General features: G+C 56.0%; 13 protein-coding genes. 11 read left to right on the forward strand and 2 right to left on the reverse strand.

What is annotated here, in order from left to right:
* Window positions 1-2 precede the first annotated feature (2 nt).
* From rseP to WFM49_RS16435, 10 genes are all read left to right on the forward strand, one after another.
* Entirely contained in the window at window positions 3-1,325 is a 1,323-nt protein-coding gene (rseP, locus tag WFM49_RS16390) for an RIP metalloprotease RseP (protein ID WP_336974343.1), read from the forward strand.
* 52 nt (window positions 1,326-1,377) lie between these two features.
* Window positions 1,378-3,720, forward strand: a complete 2,343-nt coding sequence (gene bamA, locus WFM49_RS16395; RefSeq protein WP_009457011.1) for an outer membrane protein assembly factor BamA — start codon at window positions 1,378-1,380, stop codon at window positions 3,718-3,720.
* A 61-nt stretch (window positions 3,721-3,781) separates the two neighbouring features.
* A complete protein-coding gene (locus tag WFM49_RS16400; protein ID WP_003799754.1) occupies window positions 3,782-4,336 on the forward strand; it encodes an OmpH family outer membrane protein in 555 nt (184 codons plus the stop codon).
* Between the two features lie 6 nt (window positions 4,337-4,342).
* Window positions 4,343-5,476, forward strand: coding sequence for a UDP-3-O-(3-hydroxymyristoyl)glucosamine N-acyltransferase (gene lpxD / locus WFM49_RS16405; RefSeq protein WP_021446557.1), 1,134 nt, complete (start codon window positions 4,343-4,345; stop codon window positions 5,474-5,476).
* Window positions 5,477-5,488: 12 nt separating this feature from the next.
* A complete protein-coding gene (gene fabZ / locus WFM49_RS16410) occupies window positions 5,489-5,944 on the forward strand; it encodes a 3-hydroxyacyl-ACP dehydratase FabZ (RefSeq protein WP_003799758.1) in 456 nt (151 codons plus the stop codon).
* Between the two features lie 3 nt (window positions 5,945-5,947).
* Complete coding sequence (lpxA, locus tag WFM49_RS16415; RefSeq protein WP_250755730.1) at window positions 5,948-6,736, forward strand: acyl-ACP--UDP-N-acetylglucosamine O-acyltransferase; 789 nt, start codon at window positions 5,948-5,950, stop codon at window positions 6,734-6,736.
* Window positions 6,737-6,813: 77 nt separating this feature from the next.
* Entirely contained in the window at window positions 6,814-7,995 is a 1,182-nt protein-coding gene (gene lpxB / locus WFM49_RS16420) for a lipid-A-disaccharide synthase (protein WP_336974593.1), read from the forward strand.
* Window positions 7,992-8,597, forward strand: a complete 606-nt coding sequence (gene rnhB / locus WFM49_RS16425; protein WP_009454127.1) for a ribonuclease HII — start codon at window positions 7,992-7,994, stop codon at window positions 8,595-8,597. The genes lpxB and rnhB overlap by 4 nt, the downstream gene beginning before the upstream one ends.
* Before the next feature lie 10 nt (window positions 8,598-8,607).
* Window positions 8,608-9,390: a TrmH family RNA methyltransferase gene (locus WFM49_RS16430; protein WP_336974349.1), complete on the forward strand. Its 783-nt coding sequence runs from the start codon at window positions 8,608-8,610 to the stop codon at window positions 9,388-9,390.
* 258 nt (window positions 9,391-9,648) lie between these two features.
* Window positions 9,649-11,097 (forward strand): amidase, encoded by a 1,449-nt coding sequence (locus WFM49_RS16435; protein WP_336974351.1) that lies wholly within the window; start codon window positions 9,649-9,651, stop codon window positions 11,095-11,097.
* Window positions 11,098-11,285: 188 nt separating this feature from the next.
* Here WFM49_RS16435 and ppsR read toward each other — a convergent pair whose 3' ends face one another.
* Window positions 11,286-12,119, reverse strand: a complete 834-nt coding sequence (gene ppsR, locus WFM49_RS16440; RefSeq protein WP_035271714.1) for a posphoenolpyruvate synthetase regulatory kinase/phosphorylase PpsR — start codon at window positions 12,117-12,119, stop codon at window positions 11,286-11,288.
* A 169-nt stretch (window positions 12,120-12,288) separates the two neighbouring features.
* On the opposite strand from ppsR, the gene ppsA reads away from it, so the two are divergent.
* Window positions 12,289-14,655 carry a phosphoenolpyruvate synthase gene (ppsA, locus tag WFM49_RS16445; RefSeq protein WP_021446560.1) on the forward strand — a complete coding sequence of 789 codons (2,367 nt, stop codon included), beginning with the start codon at window positions 12,289-12,291 and terminating at the stop codon, window positions 14,653-14,655.
* Window positions 14,656-15,145: 490 nt separating this feature from the next.
* Here the strand turns inward: ppsA and WFM49_RS16450 are convergent, their stop codons facing one another.
* Window positions 15,146-15,787 carry a TetR/AcrR family transcriptional regulator gene (locus WFM49_RS16450; RefSeq protein ID WP_226349376.1) on the reverse strand — a complete coding sequence of 214 codons (642 nt, stop codon included), beginning with the start codon at window positions 15,785-15,787 and terminating at the stop codon, window positions 15,146-15,148.
* Window positions 15,788-16,027 lie beyond the last annotated feature (240 nt).

Raw genomic sequence — 16,027 nt, forward strand, 5'->3', positions numbered from 1 at the left:
ACATGCTCTTTACCGTGCTGGCTTTCTTGGTGGCGTTGGGCGTGCTCGTGACCTTTCACGAGCTGGGCCACTACTGGGTGGCCCGTCGTTGCGGGGTACGGGTAGAGCGGTTTTCGATTGGTTTTGGCAAGGTGTTGTACCGCCGTTCTGACAAGAATGGCACCGAATGGGCCGTCTCGGCCTTGCCCTTGGGCGGCTACGTCGCCATGCAAAATGATCCGCCTGCTCATGCCACGCAGGCGCAGATCGACGAATCTTTCAACCACAAACCCCTGCGACAACGCGCCGCGATTGTGCTGGCGGGCCCGATGGCCAACCTGATTCTGGCCGTGGTGATCTATGCCTTTGTGGGCTTGCTGGGTACTCAAGAGCCTATTGCGCAAATTGGCCCTGTTCCAGAAGGTACACCCGCCGCACAAGCTGGTTTCGAGGCTGGAGATCGCCTGATCTCTGTCGATGGCAAGCCGGTGGACTCCTGGTTGCAGGCGCGTTGGGCCTTTATGGATGCCTTGTCCTCGGGTGGCGAGCTGGAAGTGGGCGTCAAGGACCCGCTTGGACAGGAAAAAAATCGTTACTTGAGATTACCGGCGGGCGAGATTTTGCCAGACGGGCAGGACTTGATGGCCCAGGCAGGATTGATGCTGCGTCCGGCGCGATCCATCGTCCAAGAGGTGTTTAAAGATACGGCAGCCGAACAGGCAGGCCTGCGGGAGGGTGACCTTATTATCCGGCTGGATGATTTGATCGAGCCCGGGATCACGGCTTTCGTTCAAAAGGTGCAACAATCCGCAGGCAAGACACTGGAGCTTGAAGTGCTGCGGGACGGCGAAATTCAACGCCTGCTCCTCGCTCCTGAAGGTGATGCCAATGCGCAGGGGCGTATCGGTGCAAAAGTGGCTATGGATATGCCCATGACACTGGTGCGTTATGGGCCGATCGAGAGCGTGGAACGCGGATTTACCCGTACCGGGCAGACCTTCTGGTTCTCTTTGAAGATGATCGGGCGCATGATTACGGGGGAAGTCTCTGTACGTAATGTCAGCGGGCCGGTTACTATTGCGGATTATGCGGGCCAGACAGCACGTATTGGCTTGATCGCCTACCTGAATTTCCTGGCCTTGATCAGTATTAGCATCGGTTTACTGAATTTGTTGCCCGTACCTATGTTGGACGGGGGACATCTACTGTACTATGCCATCGAAGCTGTGCGCGGCAAGCCCGCTTCGGAGCGTATGATGCTTGTCGGTCAGCGCCTGGGCCTGGCCTTGTTGGCCCTGCTGATGAGTATTGCTTTTTTTAATGACATCACCCGCCTTTTCAGTTGAGGGCGGGTGGCATACAATTTCCAACCATTTGACCGACCAAGGATTGTCCAGGATGTCGTTTAGCCGGAAACCTACTTTTGCGTTGCGTGTTCTGCCCGTATTGGTGGCAAGTCTGCTTGCTCCCGCCTTGGCGAATGCATTTGCACCGTTTGTCGTGCGCGATATTCAAGTCAACGGCATCCAGCGGGTCGACCCCGGCGCCGTGTTCTCGTCCTTGCCTGTCAAGGTCGGTGAGTCCTTCTCGGAAGAGCAGGCCGCAGACGCGATTCAGCGTTTGTACGCCACAGGCTTTTTCAGCGACGTGCAAATTGACACCAGCACCAATGTGCTGATCGTCAACGTCAAAGAGCGCCCAACCATCGCGTCGGTGTCCTTTAATGGCATGCGCGAGTTCGATGCGAAGAATATTACCAACTCCCTGGCTCAGGTAGGCTTTGGAGAAGGCCGGGTTTTTGACCGTTCCATGCTGGAACGTGCCGAATTCGAGCTGAAACAACAATACCTGTCCAAGGGCAAGTACGGTGTGGAAATCACACCTATTATCACGCCCTTGCCACGTAACCGCGTCGGTGTCAGCTTTGACATCTTTGAAGGTGGTCTGGCCAAGATCAAGGAAATCCGCATCGTCGGTACGGAAGCCGTCTCGCAAGGTGACTTGCTCGATCAGATGGAACTGACGACTTCGGGCATGATGACCTGGTACACCGGTACCGATAAGTACTCCCGCGAGAAGCTGGAAGGCGATATGGAGCGCATCCGCTCCTACTACCTGAATCGCGGCTTTCTGGAGTACTCCGCCGAGGCTCCTCAGGTTTCGATTTCCCCGGATCGCAAAGATATTTTCATCACCTTGACCATCCACGAAGGCCAGCCCTACAAACTGAGCAGTGTCAAGCTGGCGGGTGATCTGCTGGGTCTGGAGGACAAGATCCAGCCTCTGGTGCAGCAGAAAGAAGGCGAGGTCTTCTCCTCGGACAAAACCAGCGCCACTGTGAAATCGATTACCGAATACCTGGGTGGCCTGGGTTATGCGTTTGCCAATGCCAACCCGAATCCGGTTCTGGATCGCGAAAATCACACGGCTGACTTGACCTTCTACGTCGATCCCGGTCGTCGCGTGTATGTGCGTCGTATCGAGGTGGGCGGAAACGTCCGTACCCGTGATGAAGTGGTACGTCGTGAAATGCGTCAGCAAGAAGCGGCCTGGTATGACTCGGACGCCATCAAGTTCTCGCGTGACCGTATTGACCGTCTGGGCTACTTCAATGAAGTGGACGTGAACACCAAGCCTGTGCCTGGTTCGCCTGACCAGGTCGACGTAAACGTGGACGTGAAAGAAAAGCCCACCGGCTTGGTTAACCTGGGTATTGGTTACGGCTCCACTGACAAGCTGATGTTGTCGGCAGGTATCAGCCAGGACAACATCTTCGGTAGCGGTAATAGTCTGTCCTTGCAGGTCAATACCAGTAAGGTGAACCGTGCGGCGGTGATCAGCCACACCAATCCTTTCTGGACGGGTGACGGCATCAGCAAAACCACCTCGATTTACTACCGTCGTACCACGCCTTACCAGTCCAATGATGGTTGGGGTGATTACCAGAACACCGCCATTGGTGCGGGCTTGAACTTTGGCGTGCCTATTTCCGAGTACGACCGTATTTTCATGGGTGTGAACTTTGAGCAGAACAAGCTCTCACGCCTGAGCCCCCAGTACACGCCACGTGCCTATCAGGATTATGTGAACGAGTACGGTGAGCGCACCAATACGTTTATTTTTAATCTGGGTTGGTCCAAAGATACCCGTGACAGCGCGATTGCTCCCAACAAGGGTAGCCTGACCAGCTTGTCGGCGGATATGGGTACCGTGGACCTGCGCTACTACATGCTGCGCGCCAGCCACCAGCACTACATTCCATTGGGTCGTGCGTATACATTGGCTCTGAATGGTGCCATTGACTATGGTCGCAGCATTGGTGGCAAGACCTTCCCGGTCATCAAGAACGTATACGCCGGTGGTATCGGTTCGGTACGTGGCTATGAAGGCGCATCCTTGGGTGGTCGAGACACCTTGACCGGTGACTACCTGGGTGGTTCGCGTCGCATGATCGCCAACGCCCAGCTGTACCTGCCTTTCCCGGGCGCGTCACGTGACCGCACGTTACGTTGGTTCGTCTTTGCCGATGCCGGTAAGGTCGACAACACTAGCGGTGGTTGTGCAATGGGTCGCCCTGATCGTTTGTCGGAAGACCCATGCGGTTGGAAGTACGCTGCAGGTCTGGGCTTGTCGTGGGAATCCCCGCTCGGTCCTTTGCAGCTGTCCTACGGTCGCGCCTTGCGCGCCAAGGAAGGTGACGACAAACAAGCCTTCCAGTTCCAGATTGGTACCGCTTTCTGATGTTCGTGTTTAGTGGCACAATTGCACTATTCTGCAGCCTAATTAGCAAGGTAGATTTTTCATGAAGTCAAACATCGCATTAAAACTTACAAACATCGCCCGCAGCTTGTCGCGTGGCAATAAAGCGCTCGTTCTGGCTGCCGCGCTGGGTGTCGGCGCCATGACCGCTGCACCTGTTGTTCAGGCACAGACCAAAATCGGTTTTGTCAGCACAGAGCGTATCTTGCGTGATTCCAAGCCCGCCAAAGCTGCCCAGACCAAAATCGAAGCAGAATTCAAGCGTCGCGACGAAGAACTGGAGCGCATGGCCAACAACCTGCGTTCGCAAGCTCAGAAGTTCGACAAGGACGCTCCTGTTCTGTCCGAGTCTGACCGTGTGAAGCGTCAGCGTCAGCTGGCTGATCTGGATTCCGATTTGCAGCGCAAGCGTCGCGAATTCCAGGAAGACTTCAACCGTCGCCGCAACGAAGAGTTCTCGGCCATTGTTGAGCAGGCTGATGCCGCCATCAAGCGTATTGCTGACTCCCAAGGCTACGACCTGATCATTCAGGACGCCGTTACGGTTAGCCCACGTGTGGACATCACCGAGGAAGTTCTGAAAGCACTGGGCGGTTGATGCACTATGCCGGTATTGCTGAACGTTGATCAGGCTGTACAGCTGTCTGAACTTATAGACGCCATCAACAAGACCGGACTGGATTGCAAGCTGCCAGAAGGCATTAAAGAGCCTATGCCCCGGATTCGGGGCCTAGGCTCTTTGCTTTCTGCGGGCCCGGAGGAAATCAGCTTTCTGTCCAATCCCAAGATGCAGGATCTGCTGGAGCAGACCTCTGCTGCGGTGGTGATTCTGACGCCACAAGTCTATGAAGGTCTGGGCTTTGCACCGTCCTTTATCCCGGTTTTGTGCTCGCAACCTTATCTGATGTACGCGCTGCTGGCGCAACGTTTTGATCAGGTACGCATGGCGGATTTGCCTCAGGGCATTCATCCCAGTGCGGTGATTGATCCCAGCGCTGACTTGGGCGAAGGCGTGTCGGTCGGGCCATTCTGTGTGATCGAGGCCGGTGTCAAGATCGGACGGGGCACCCGTTTGGGCGCGCATTGCGTAATTGGCGCAGGCTCCACCTTGGGTCAGGACTGCTTGCTGCACGCACGTGTCACTCTTTACCATCAGGTGCATATTGGCGCACGCGCCATTCTGCATTCGGGTGTGGTGCTGGGCGCGGACGGTTTTGGTTTCGCACCGGATCCCGTGAAAGGGAAGGGGGCGTGGGCCAAGATCGCGCAGATCGGTCATGTACGTATTGGTGACGATGTTGAAATCGGTGCCAATACCACGGTGGATCGCGGCGCACTGGACGACACGGTGCTGGCCAACGGCGTCAAGCTTGATAACCAGATCATGATCGGTCATAACGTGCAGGTCGGTGAGCATACCGCCATGGCGGCGTGTGTGGGGGTGGCCGGCTCTACCCAGATTGGGGCACGTTGTACGATTGCCGGGGCAGCCATGCTCTCGGGACACCTGGTTCTGGGGGATGACGTGCACGTCTCTGGCGGTACGGCTGTTACCTCCAACATCAGCCAGCCCGGACGTTATACCGGGGTTTATCCCTTTGCAGGACACCAGGACTGGCAGAAAAATGCTGCCGTGTTGGGACAATTGAGCGGTTTGCGCCGTCGCCTGCGTTCTTTGGAACGTCAGCAGGCGGATGGGGCAAATGAATCATCTGAACATATCAATAAACAAAAATAAGCAGGACAGGACATGGAACTCGACATTCGACAAATTATGGATCGCCTCCCTCATCGTTACCCGATGCTGTTGGTCGATCGCGTCTTGGAACTGGTGCCCGGCAAGAGCATCGTCGCCATTAAAAACGTGTCGATGAATGAACCCTTTTTTACAGGTCACTTTCCGCATATGCCGGTTATGCCTGGGGTCTTGATCATTGAAGCCATGGCTCAGGCAGCCGCACTGTTCTCTTTTACCGATCCCGAGGATCCGTACGCCAAAGTGGACAACAAACTGGCCTATTACCTGGTCGGTGTGGATGGCGCGCGTTTCCGCAAGCCCGTGATGCCAGGCGATCAGTTGCGTCTGGAAGTGACGGCTGACCGCATCAGCCGCGCTTTGTGCAAGTACACAGGCCGCGCCCTGGTCGATGGCCAAGTGGTTGCCGAAGCCAAAATTATGTGTGCTATCCGTCAATTGGAAGAATAGTTTATGCGTATTCATGAAACGGCCATCATCGAAGCAGGCGCTCAGCTTGCAGATGATGTCGAGGTCGGGCCTTACAGCATTATCGGGCCCAATGTCACGATGGGGGCGGGCACCAAAGTGGGCCCTCACTGCGTGATAGATGGCGTGACCACGATTGGTCGCAACAACCATTTCTACCGTTTCTGCTCCATCGGGGGCATGCCGCAGGACAAGAAGTACGCTGGAGAACCGACTCGCCTGGAAATCGGCGATGGCAATATGGTTCGTGAATACGTCACCATCAATACCGGCACGGTGCAGGATGTAGGCGTGACCCGTGTTGGCAATGACAACTGGATTATGGCTTACACCCACATTGCTCACGATTGCCAGATTGGCAATCACACGATTATTGCCAATAGCGTCCAGCTGGGCGGCCACGTACATATTGGCGATTGGGCCATTCTGGGCGGTTTGACTGCCGTGCACCAGTTCGGTCGTATCGGTGCGCACAGCATGATTGGTGGTACCAGTTCGGTGCGTCAGGATATTCCTCCTTACGTCATCGGTGCAGGCGATCCTTTCCGTCCTGTCGGTGTCAATAGTGAAGGCTTGGGCCGTCGCAACTTTTCGGCTGAAGCGATTTCGGCGGTGAAGGAAAGTTACAAGCTGTTGTATCGTCGCAAGCTGACGGTGGAGCAGGCGGTAGAGCAAATGCAAGCCTTGCAGGAAACGCAGCCTGACTGCCGTGCCGCGGTTCAGGTCATGATCGACTTCTTGAATGACTCCAGCCGGGGTATTTGCCGACCATGAGCAGCGCCTCCAGCCCATTAGCGGCACGTTCAGACGGGTCGGGGCAAACAGGGGCCAAGCGGGATCTGCGTATAGGAATGGTGGCCGGGGAGCCGTCTGGCGATTTGCTGGCGGCTCGCATCATTCAAGGGCTGCGCCAGGGCAATCCTGGCGTGCAGGTAGAAGGCATAGGTGGCCCCGAGATGGCCGCCCAGCAATTCCACCAATACTATCCCATGGACGCCCTGACGGTATTTGGTTACGTCGAGGCGCTCAAACGTATTCCGGGTCTGGTCTCCACCTATTTGGGCATGCGCAATCAATGGTTGCGGCAACGTCCCGATGTGTTTGTGGGCATTGACGCCCCGGACTTCAATCTGCGCCTGGAGCATCGTTTGCGTCAGGCTGGTGTGCCTACGGTGCACTTTGTGGGGCCCTCGATCTGGGCCTGGCGCTACGAGCGTATCCACAAAATCCGCGAAGCGGTTTCCCATATGCTGGTGCTGTTTCCTTTCGAGACCGAGATCTACGAAAAGGAAGGCATTCCGGTGACCTATGTGGGTCATCCCTTGGCAGCGAATATCCCTTTGCAGTCGGACAAGGCCGACGCTCGTCGTCGCCTGGGTTTGCCCGAGACGGGTCGTATTCTGGGCGTGTTGCCTGGCAGCCGCTCCTCCGAGGTCAAGATGCTGTCGCCGCGCTTCTTGCAGGCCGTACAGATTTTGCAGGACCAGGACCCGGATCTGATGATTCTGGTGCCCATGGTCAATCCCAAGCGCCGTCAGGAATTTGAAGAGGCTCTGGTTCAGCATCCTATCCGTAACTTGCACATTATTGATGCCAACACAGCGGGTATTCGTCAGCCGGATTCGGAAGGAGTGGTCCGTCCACCCGCCTGGACGGTGATGGAGGCCAGTGACGCGGTGCTGGTGGCCAGCGGTACCGCCAGCCTGGAAACGGCCTTGTACAAGCGTCCTATGGTTATTTCGTATGTGCTCAGCCCCATGATGGAGCGCATCATACGTTGGAAGTCCGGCCAGGACAGGCCGTATGTGCCTTGGGTGGGCTTGCCTAATGTGCTGGCTCGCGATTTTGTCGTGCCTGAGCTGCTGCAAGAAGATGCCGAACCTCAGAAGCTGGCGCAGGAGTGCTGGAAAGCCTTGAGCGATCAGGAGTATGTGGCTCATATCGAGCAGGTCTTTACCGAGATGCATTTAACCTTGCGTCGGGATACCCCCGCCTTGGCGGCCGAGGTCATTTTGAATATGGCGCGTGCATGAAGCAGCTGGATTTATTAGTCAGTGATGTCTCGGCAGGTTTGGTGGCGGGGCTGGATGAAGCAGGGCGTGGTCCCTTGGCCGGTCCCGTTTTTGCCGCTGCCGTTATTCTGGACCCGAACAATCCCATTGAAGGCCTGAACGACTCCAAGAAGCTGACCGCCAAGCGACGTGAAGCCCTGGCTGTGTTGATCAAGGAAAGAGCCTTAGCCTGGGAAATTGCCAGCGCTACTGTGGCAGAAATTGATGACATCAATATCTTGCACGCGGCCATGTTGGCGATGCAACGAGCCTGTAATGGCCTGAGCGTCAAACCCGAACAAGCCTTGGTGGATGGCAATCGCATTCCAGGCGGCCTGTGTTGCCCCGCAGAAGCCATCATCAAGGGTGACGCCAGCCATGCCGCCATTGCGGCCGCATCGATTTTGGCCAAAACAGCGCGGGATGCGGTCTGCCTGGAATTGCACCGAGACTATCCCGAATACGGTTTCGACCAGCATAAAGGCTACGGGACGGCCTTGCATTTGGATCGTTTGTCCCAGCACGGGCCTTGTCCCGAGCATCGTCGAAGTTTCGCGCCGGTACGCGCATCTTTAGTTAGGTAAGTTCAAGACAATGAGGCTGATTGAATCCAAAGATAATGCGCTGTTCAAACGAGTACAGCGCTTGGCTCACGATAAACGCGAGCTGGACGGGGGCGATCAACTGATTTGGTTGGAAGGCATTCATCTGTGCCAAATGTGGCTGGAACGCCGTGGTTTGCCGGAACTGGCTGTTTTCGAGATGGACCGCCACTCCGACGAGTTGCTGGAGCTGGCGCGTTTCTTGCCAGGCCATAGCAGCGTCACCTTCAATGCCACTTTGATGAATGCAGTCTCCCAGGTCGGCCAGGGGCAGGGCATAGGCTTTATTGTCCGCGTGCCTCGTGGACAGACTTGGACGGCTCCCACGAAACGCGCCATCTTGCTGGATCAGGTGCAAGATCCTGGCAATGTAGGCACGGTGCTGCGCACCGCAGTGGCGGTGGGCCTGGAAGCGGTGTATCTGACACCGGGCTGTGCCAGCGTGTGGTCGCAGAAAGTGCTGCGTAGTGCGCAGGGCGCTCATTTCTCCATTCAAATCCATGAGCAGGTCGATGGCGTAGCATTGCTTGAACAAGCGGCCTTGCCGGTACTGGCGACCTCTCTGGGCCCGGATACCCAGGACTTGTATGAGTCCTGCTTGCCAGACCAAGGGATTTGGGTTTTTGGTAATGAGGGGCAGGGTGTCAGCCCGGCCTTGCTGGCCAAGGCAAATCAACGCCTGTTCATCCCCCAGGCGCCTGGTGTTGAATCCCTGAACGTGGCCATTGCCACTGCACTGTGCCTGTACGAGCAACGTCGTCAGCACAGCCGCTAGTTCCAGCGGCTTTATTGCACAGCATTAAGCAGAGTTAGCCTGTATGCGCTAATTCTGTCTTGATCTAGCACTTGTCTCTGTTTGTAAAATCAAGTAAATCATCTAGTAAGGCGCCTGCTTATCGGTACGCTAACACGGAGTGCCTGGCGCAGTAGGCGCTTGTCTGTTAGCGGCTCGTGCAGAGTCGTCTTTCCCTCCCTTTATCGCTGCATCGTTGTATCCGGCTGGATTCCTAATCTTTTTCAGATGAGGTCAACAATGAAACTTAGCGAATACGCGACCTATGATGCCCTGGCTCTGGCTGAGCTGGTCGCCAAGAAACAAATCAGTGTTCAAGAATTAAGCCAAGTTGGCAAAAAAGTCGTCGACACCCTGAACAGTAAAATCAATGCGGTTGTAGAGAGCTGGGACGGGGAAGTTGATCCCCATGCCGACCGGGACTCCGTACTCTACGGCGTCCCGTTTTTGATTAAAGATTTGGCGATCACCATGAAGGGCAAGCGCTACGAGTTGGGCAGCAAGCTGGCGCAAGATATGGTGATGGATGCAGACAGCACCTTGATGAGCCTCTACAAGGAGGCGGGACTGGTTACGCTGGGGCGAACGACCACCTCGGAGTTCGCTATCAGTACCACGACGGAGGCGCGCTGCGTAGGCCCTACGCTGAACCCTTGGAACCCGGCTTTTAATGCTGGCGGCTCTACAGGCGGGTCGGCCGCTGCAGTGGCGGCAGGGATGGTGCCGGTGGCGCATGCAACCGACGGCGGCGGTTCTATTCGTGTTCCTGCAGCAGTGAACGGCCTGTTTGGTTTGAAGCCCACTCGGGGGCGTGTCTCCAGCGGTCCTCAGCAAGATGAAGTGTGGAGTGGTCTGCTGGCCCACCTGGGTGTCAGCCGCAGTGTGCGAGACAGTGCGGCCTTGCTGGATGCGATTAGTCGTCCCGGTATCGGCGAGCCCTATTACACCGCAGCGCCCCCGCAGAGCTTTTTATCGGCCGTCAAGAAGAATCCGGGCTCCTTGCGTATCGGCTTGATGATGGACCCGCCCAGCGGCGATAAAACCCAATCTACCATAGCGGCCAAGGCGATTGATATGGCCTCGGTGTTGGAGTCCTTGGGCCATCAGGTGGAGCCCCTGGTGTTTGATTCCGGCGTCAGTTGGGAGGCTTTTGTGCACGCCAATGCTCAGTTCTGGAACGTGAATACGGCTGCATGGATAGACAGCATTGCCGCGGCGACAGGACGCCCGGTGAACGAGGAGTATCTGGAACAGGCCACGCTGGCGGCCTACGCCTACGGCAAGAAGATTAGCGGGATTGATATTCTGGGGGCGATTGCCGTGCGCAATACAGTCTCACGGAATTTAGGGGCGTATTTCCAGAAGTACGATGTGCTGATGACACCCACCGTACCTACGCTGCCCATGAAGGTGGGCGAGTACAACAAGGTACAGGATCAGGTGGATGGCCTGGGCTGGATTGCCCACGTCTTCCGGCAAGCGCCTTTTGCTGCTTTGGCCAATATCAGCGGTTCGCCCTCCATGTCCGTGCCTGCTGGGCAGGATGTGGCCACCTCTTTACCCATAGGGATGATGTTTACAGCCGGCTATGGCCAGGAATGCCTTTTGTTCGGGCTGGCTGGGCAATTGGAGCAAGCCTTGCCTTGGGCCGATCAGCACCCGCAGGTTTGGGTGGGCAAGCTGGACTAAGAGGGGGCAACAATAGTGGATGCAAACCGGTATAGGCAAACCGACACCCGTAGAGGCGCAAGCGGATGCGCAGCAGACCTGATACCGTACCCGCGGCAAACAAAAAGGCCTGAGCCAGGTATCACACCGGGTTCAGGCTTTGATGTTGAGGCTGTCCGAATACGCCCGAAGGGGTAGGGGTTCAATCCTTAGTAGGAGCGGCGGTCCAAACCGACATCATCCAGAATCTTGGTGGAGATTTCCTCAATGGATTTGGTGGTGGTGGACAGCCAAGGGATGCCTTCCATACGCATCAGGCGCTCGGCCTCGGCCACTTCCATGCGGCACTGTTCGATGGTGGCGTATTTGCTACCCGGACGGCGTTCATTACGCACTTCGGACAGACGGTCTGGATGAATGGACAGGCCAAAAATCTTTTTCCGGTAAGGAGCCAGCGTGGCGGGCAGGGTACCGCGCTGGAAGTCTTCGGGAATGATGGGGTAGTTGGCGGCCTTGACGGCATACTGCATTGCCAAGTACAAGCTGGTAGGCGTTTTTCCGCAGCGGGACACACCCACCAGAATCACGTCGGCTTGTTCCAGACCATTCACGTACTGACCATCGTCGTGCGCCAGGCTGAAGTTGATGGCCTCGATGCGGCTGTTGTAGCGCTTGGACATGCCACCAGAGTGCGAACGGCCCACGGAACGGCTGGATTTCACCCCCAGAGCGCGTTCAATGTGTCGTACAAAGGCACCAAACAAGTCCAGGAAGGTGCAATTGGCTGCGCCAATGATGTGCGCCATCTTGGGGTCAACCAAGGTGCTGAAGACCAGAGGCTGCTGGCCCTGTTCCTGCGCGCATTGGTTGATGCGATCAGCGACAGACTGGGCTTTCTCGATGGTATCGATGAAGGGGATCCGGATGGCCTGAAATTCGAATTGAGCGAATTGCGACAGGACGGAGTTGCTGAAAGTTTCGGCGGTAATGCCCGTGCTGTCGGAAACGACAAAGACGGTACGCTCAATAGGAGAAGAAGACATGGAATAAGTCGTGCACAATGCTCGGGAAACGGTACAATTTGCAAGATTACCATTTACCGCTCGAATCGGGGGATGGAAAGGCAGGTTTGCTTAGGACAGATCACACAGACAGCGCTGCTGGGATCACTGCCTTAAGCAAACACGCTTTTTTTTCTATTCAAGGTGACTTATGTCTTACGTAATTGGTTTCGACAAGCTCCGCATGACGGACGTCGACACAGTGGGCGGTAAAAACGCTTCGCTGGGTGAAATGATCAGCCAGTTGGCTGATGCCGGTGTGCGCGTGCCAGGTGGTTTTGCCACAACAGCCGAAGCATTCCGCGTTTTCCTGAAAAACAAGGATCTGGACAAGCGCATTCAGCAGCGTCTGGACGCGCTGGACGCCGACGACGTGCGTGAACTGGCTGCTGCCGGTGCCGAAATCCGTCAGTGGATCATCGACACTCCGTTCCCAGCCGAGTTTGAACAAGCCGTACGTGACGCGTTTGCTGAGCTGGACGCCGATGGCAAAGGTTCCTTTGCCGTGCGTTCTTCCGCAACCGCCGAAGACTTGCCTGACGCTTCCTTTGCCGGTCAGCAAGAAACCTACCTGAACGTGGTGGGCATTGACGAGGTGCTGAGCAAGATTCACCACGTGTTTGCTTCCCTGTACAACGACCGCGCTATTTCCTACCGCGTGCACAAGGGCTACGCCCACGCTGAAGTGGCTCTGTCCGCTGGTATCCAGCGTATGGTGCGCTCCGACAAGGGCAGCGCCGGCGTGATGTTCACCCTGGACACCGAATCGGGCTTCAAGGACGTGGTTTTTCTGACCTCCTCCTACGGCCTGGGCGAAACCGTGGTGCAAGGTTCGGTCAATCCGGACGAGTTCTACGTTTACAAGCCAACGCTGGCTTCCGGTCACTACCCCATCATCAGCCGCCGTATCGGCTCCAAGCTGATCAAGATGGAATTTGACGAAGGTCGTACCACCGATCACGCTGTACGTACTGTGGACGTGCCTGTGTCCGAGCGCAATCGTTACTCCCTGAGCGACGAAGAAGTGATCGAACTGGCTCGCTACGCCACCATTATTGAAAAACACTACCAGCGTCCCATGGACATTGAGTGGGGTCGTGATGGTATCGACGGCAAGATCTACATTCTGCAAGCCCGTCCTGAGACGGTTAAGTCCCAGCAAGGCAGCAACGATGTGCAAGAGCGTTACCGCCTGAAAGCCACCGGCGACGTGTTGGTTACAGGCCGCGCCATTGGCCAGAAGATCGGTTCGGGCAAAGTCCGTATTGTGGCGGATGCCTCCGAGATGGATCTGGTCAAGCCCGGCGACGTGCTGGTGACCGACATGACGGACCCTAACTGGGAACCCATCATGAAGCTGGCTTCGGCTATTGTCACCAACCGTGGCGGCCGTACCTGCCACGCGGCGATTATTGCTCGCGAACTGGGCATCCCTGCCGTGGTCGGTTGCAACAACGCTACAGACGTGCTGAAAGAAGGCCAGGAAGTGACGGTATCGTGTGCTGAAGGCGACGAAGGCCGTATTTACGACGGTTTGCTGGAAACCGAGATCGAAGAAGTCAGCTGGGGCCAAATGCCCGAAATCGGCCTGAAAGTCATGATGAACGTGGGTAACCCACAACTGGCTTTCGACTTTTCGCAAATCCCGAACGATGGTGTAGGTCTGGCCCGTCTGGAATTCATCATCAACAACAACATCGCGATTCACCCCAAAGCCGTTCTGGACTACCCCAATGTGGATAGCGACCTGAAAAAGGCGGTGGAATCGGCGGCTCGTGGCTACGCCAGCCCACGTGCTTTCTTCGTGGAAAAACTGGCTGAAGGCATTGCGACTCTGGCCGCTTCCTTCTACCCAAAGCCCGTCATTGTGCGTTTGTCGGACTTCAAGTCCAACGAATACCGCAAACTGGTGGGTGGTTCGCGCTACGAGCCCGAGGAAGAGAACCCAATGCTGGGCTTCCGCGGTGTGGCTCGCTACCTGTCCGAAGACTTCGCAGAATGCTTCAAGATGGAATGCGAAGCCCTGAAGAAAGTGCGCGACGAAATGGGTCTGACCAACGTCGAAATCATGGTGCCATTCGTGCGTACCCTGGGTCAGGCAGAGCGTGTGGTTGAGCTGCTGGCTTCCCACGGTCTGGCTCGTGGCGAAAACGGCCTGCGCCTGATCATGATGTGCGAAGTGCCTTCCAACGCTATTTTGGCCGAGAAGTTCCTGCAGTACTTTGACGGCTTCTCCATCGGTTCCAACGACATGACTCAGCTGACCCTGGGTCTGGATCGTGACTCCGGTATGGAACTGTTGGCTGCTGACTTCGACGAGCGCGACGAAGCCGTGAAGTTCATGTTGAGCCGTGCCATCAAGGCATGTCTGGCACAAAACAAATACGTCGGTATTTGTGGCCAAGGCCCCAGCGACCACCCCGATCTGGCCAAGTGGCTGAGCGAAGAAGGCATTATTTCGCTGTCGCTGAACCCTGACACGGTTGTGGACACCTGGCAGCGTCTGGCCAAGGCCTAAGACTAAGACTTAAGCCACTGCCAGGGAAACGTCTCTGGCAGTACGCTGGTCAAGCCAGTCAAAACTCAACACCCCGACATGGAAGCTCCATGTCGGGGTGTTGTCGTTTTCGGGCGCATCTTTTGCCTGCGCTTCTGTTCTTGCTCTTGCCCGTGTTCAGGCGATTTCGTTTTGTGGTTCTTTTAGCCTGATAGTGCGTCTATGTTGCCGTATTGGCAGGCTGGAGTCGGTGCGCGAGCTTGTACAGGTATCGCCGAGTGCTCGTGGTGTAGGGCAGGGAGAAGCAGAGGTTCAATCCTGACGACCGGCATCGATCAGGGGCAGGGCGCTGGTGAAAGGTAGTGATGGGGAAAAGGGAATCGCCGTCACCGCCCTGGATCGGGCGGCATGGATTCAGATTGTCTTGAAAGGTTCGCTGTCAGCTGTAGAGCATAAAAGCCGGGAACCGTAGGGAGATGGCAATCAGCGCTTGCCGCCGATTGATACAGCCTTAGTTTGCTGTGTCGTTTTGATAAACGTGCAAGAACATATCCAGAATATGTTCGGTTTCGCTTTGAATGTGTTCTTCGCTCCAGGGTTCCATAGCACCCATTAGCAGGAGAATAATTTCGCCTTCGCTCAGGCAGCGGAAGTGTTCCACCATCAATGCCGGGTCCAGCTTGCGCAAGGTGCCGCGTTCGATGTGGCGGGCAAAAAAGCACTTTACGCCGTCCCAGATCTGATCATCCAGCATCTCCATGAAGCGCTTGCCGATATCACTGTGGCCACCTACAGAGACGACGATACGTAACAGCTGGGCGGTTTGCTTGGAGTAAAGATTGCGCAGCATGGGCAGCAAAAAGCGCTTCAGTTCTTCGCGAATATCGCCTTCGCAGTCCAGCTTGGTCAAGACCTGTTCGGTAAATTCCTGGGCGCCTGTCAGCAGGACAGCCAGCAAGAGGTCTTCTTTGGAGGGGAAGTAGTTGTAGAGTGTGCCCTTGGAGCCGCCTGCCAATGCAGCGATTTGGGACATGGATGTGGCCTCAAAACCATTTTCGCGAAAAACCTCGGAAGCCACTTCCAGGATTTTGTCGCGGCGTTCGCGCCCTTTTCGAGTCGCGCGTTGGGATTTTCGGGGAACATCGTCGTGCATAATGGCAGGCAAAAAATAAGTGAATAGGACAAAGTCAGCATCATACCGTATCAATAGCTGCTGTGCTGCTGCTCTATTTCGATCGTTAAGGGGAAGCAAGACCAAACCCCTTGATTTTACGACATGCACTGCTGCTGGACCTATTTGTTTGCGCCGGTCTTTGATCTAAGGCCTATTAAAGCGCAAAAGAGCCACATATTCGGGTGGTAGCACAGGCCGGCGCTGCTGGGCGCGCCTGGC

Source organism: Alcaligenes sp. PF14, assembly GCF_037150615.1.
GTDB classification, from domain to species: Bacteria; Pseudomonadota; Gammaproteobacteria; order Burkholderiales; family Burkholderiaceae_B; genus Alcaligenes; species Alcaligenes phenolicus.

Bases quoted from the DNA above. Each gene is read 5' to 3' on its own strand.
- rseP (WP_336974343.1), top strand. From the start codon at position 3: ATGCTCTTTACCGTGCTGGCTTTCTTGGTGGCGTTGGGCGTGCTCGTG.
- bamA (WP_009457011.1), top strand. From the start codon at position 1,378: ATGTCGTTTAGCCGGAAACCTACTTTTGCGTTGCGTGTTCTGCCCGTA.
- WFM49_RS16400 (WP_003799754.1), top strand. From the start codon at position 3,782: ATGAAGTCAAACATCGCATTAAAACTTACAAACATCGCCCGCAGCTTG.
- lpxD (WP_021446557.1), top strand. From the start codon at position 4,343: ATGCCGGTATTGCTGAACGTTGATCAGGCTGTACAGCTGTCTGAACTT.
- fabZ (WP_003799758.1), top strand. From the start codon at position 5,489: ATGGAACTCGACATTCGACAAATTATGGATCGCCTCCCTCATCGTTAC.
- lpxA (WP_250755730.1), top strand. From the start codon at position 5,948: ATGCGTATTCATGAAACGGCCATCATCGAAGCAGGCGCTCAGCTTGCA.
- lpxB (WP_336974593.1), top strand. From the start codon at position 6,814: ATGGTGGCCGGGGAGCCGTCTGGCGATTTGCTGGCGGCTCGCATCATT.
- rnhB (WP_009454127.1), top strand. From the start codon at position 7,992: ATGAAGCAGCTGGATTTATTAGTCAGTGATGTCTCGGCAGGTTTGGTG.
- WFM49_RS16430 (WP_336974349.1), top strand. From the start codon at position 8,608: ATGAGGCTGATTGAATCCAAAGATAATGCGCTGTTCAAACGAGTACAG.
- WFM49_RS16435 (WP_336974351.1), top strand. From the start codon at position 9,649: ATGAAACTTAGCGAATACGCGACCTATGATGCCCTGGCTCTGGCTGAG.
- ppsR (WP_035271714.1), bottom strand. From the start codon at position 12,119: ATGTCTTCTTCTCCTATTGAGCGTACCGTCTTTGTCGTTTCCGACAGC.
- ppsA (WP_021446560.1), top strand. From the start codon at position 12,289: ATGTCTTACGTAATTGGTTTCGACAAGCTCCGCATGACGGACGTCGAC.
- WFM49_RS16450 (WP_226349376.1), bottom strand. From the start codon at position 15,787: ATGCACGACGATGTTCCCCGAAAATCCCAACGCGCGACTCGAAAAGGG.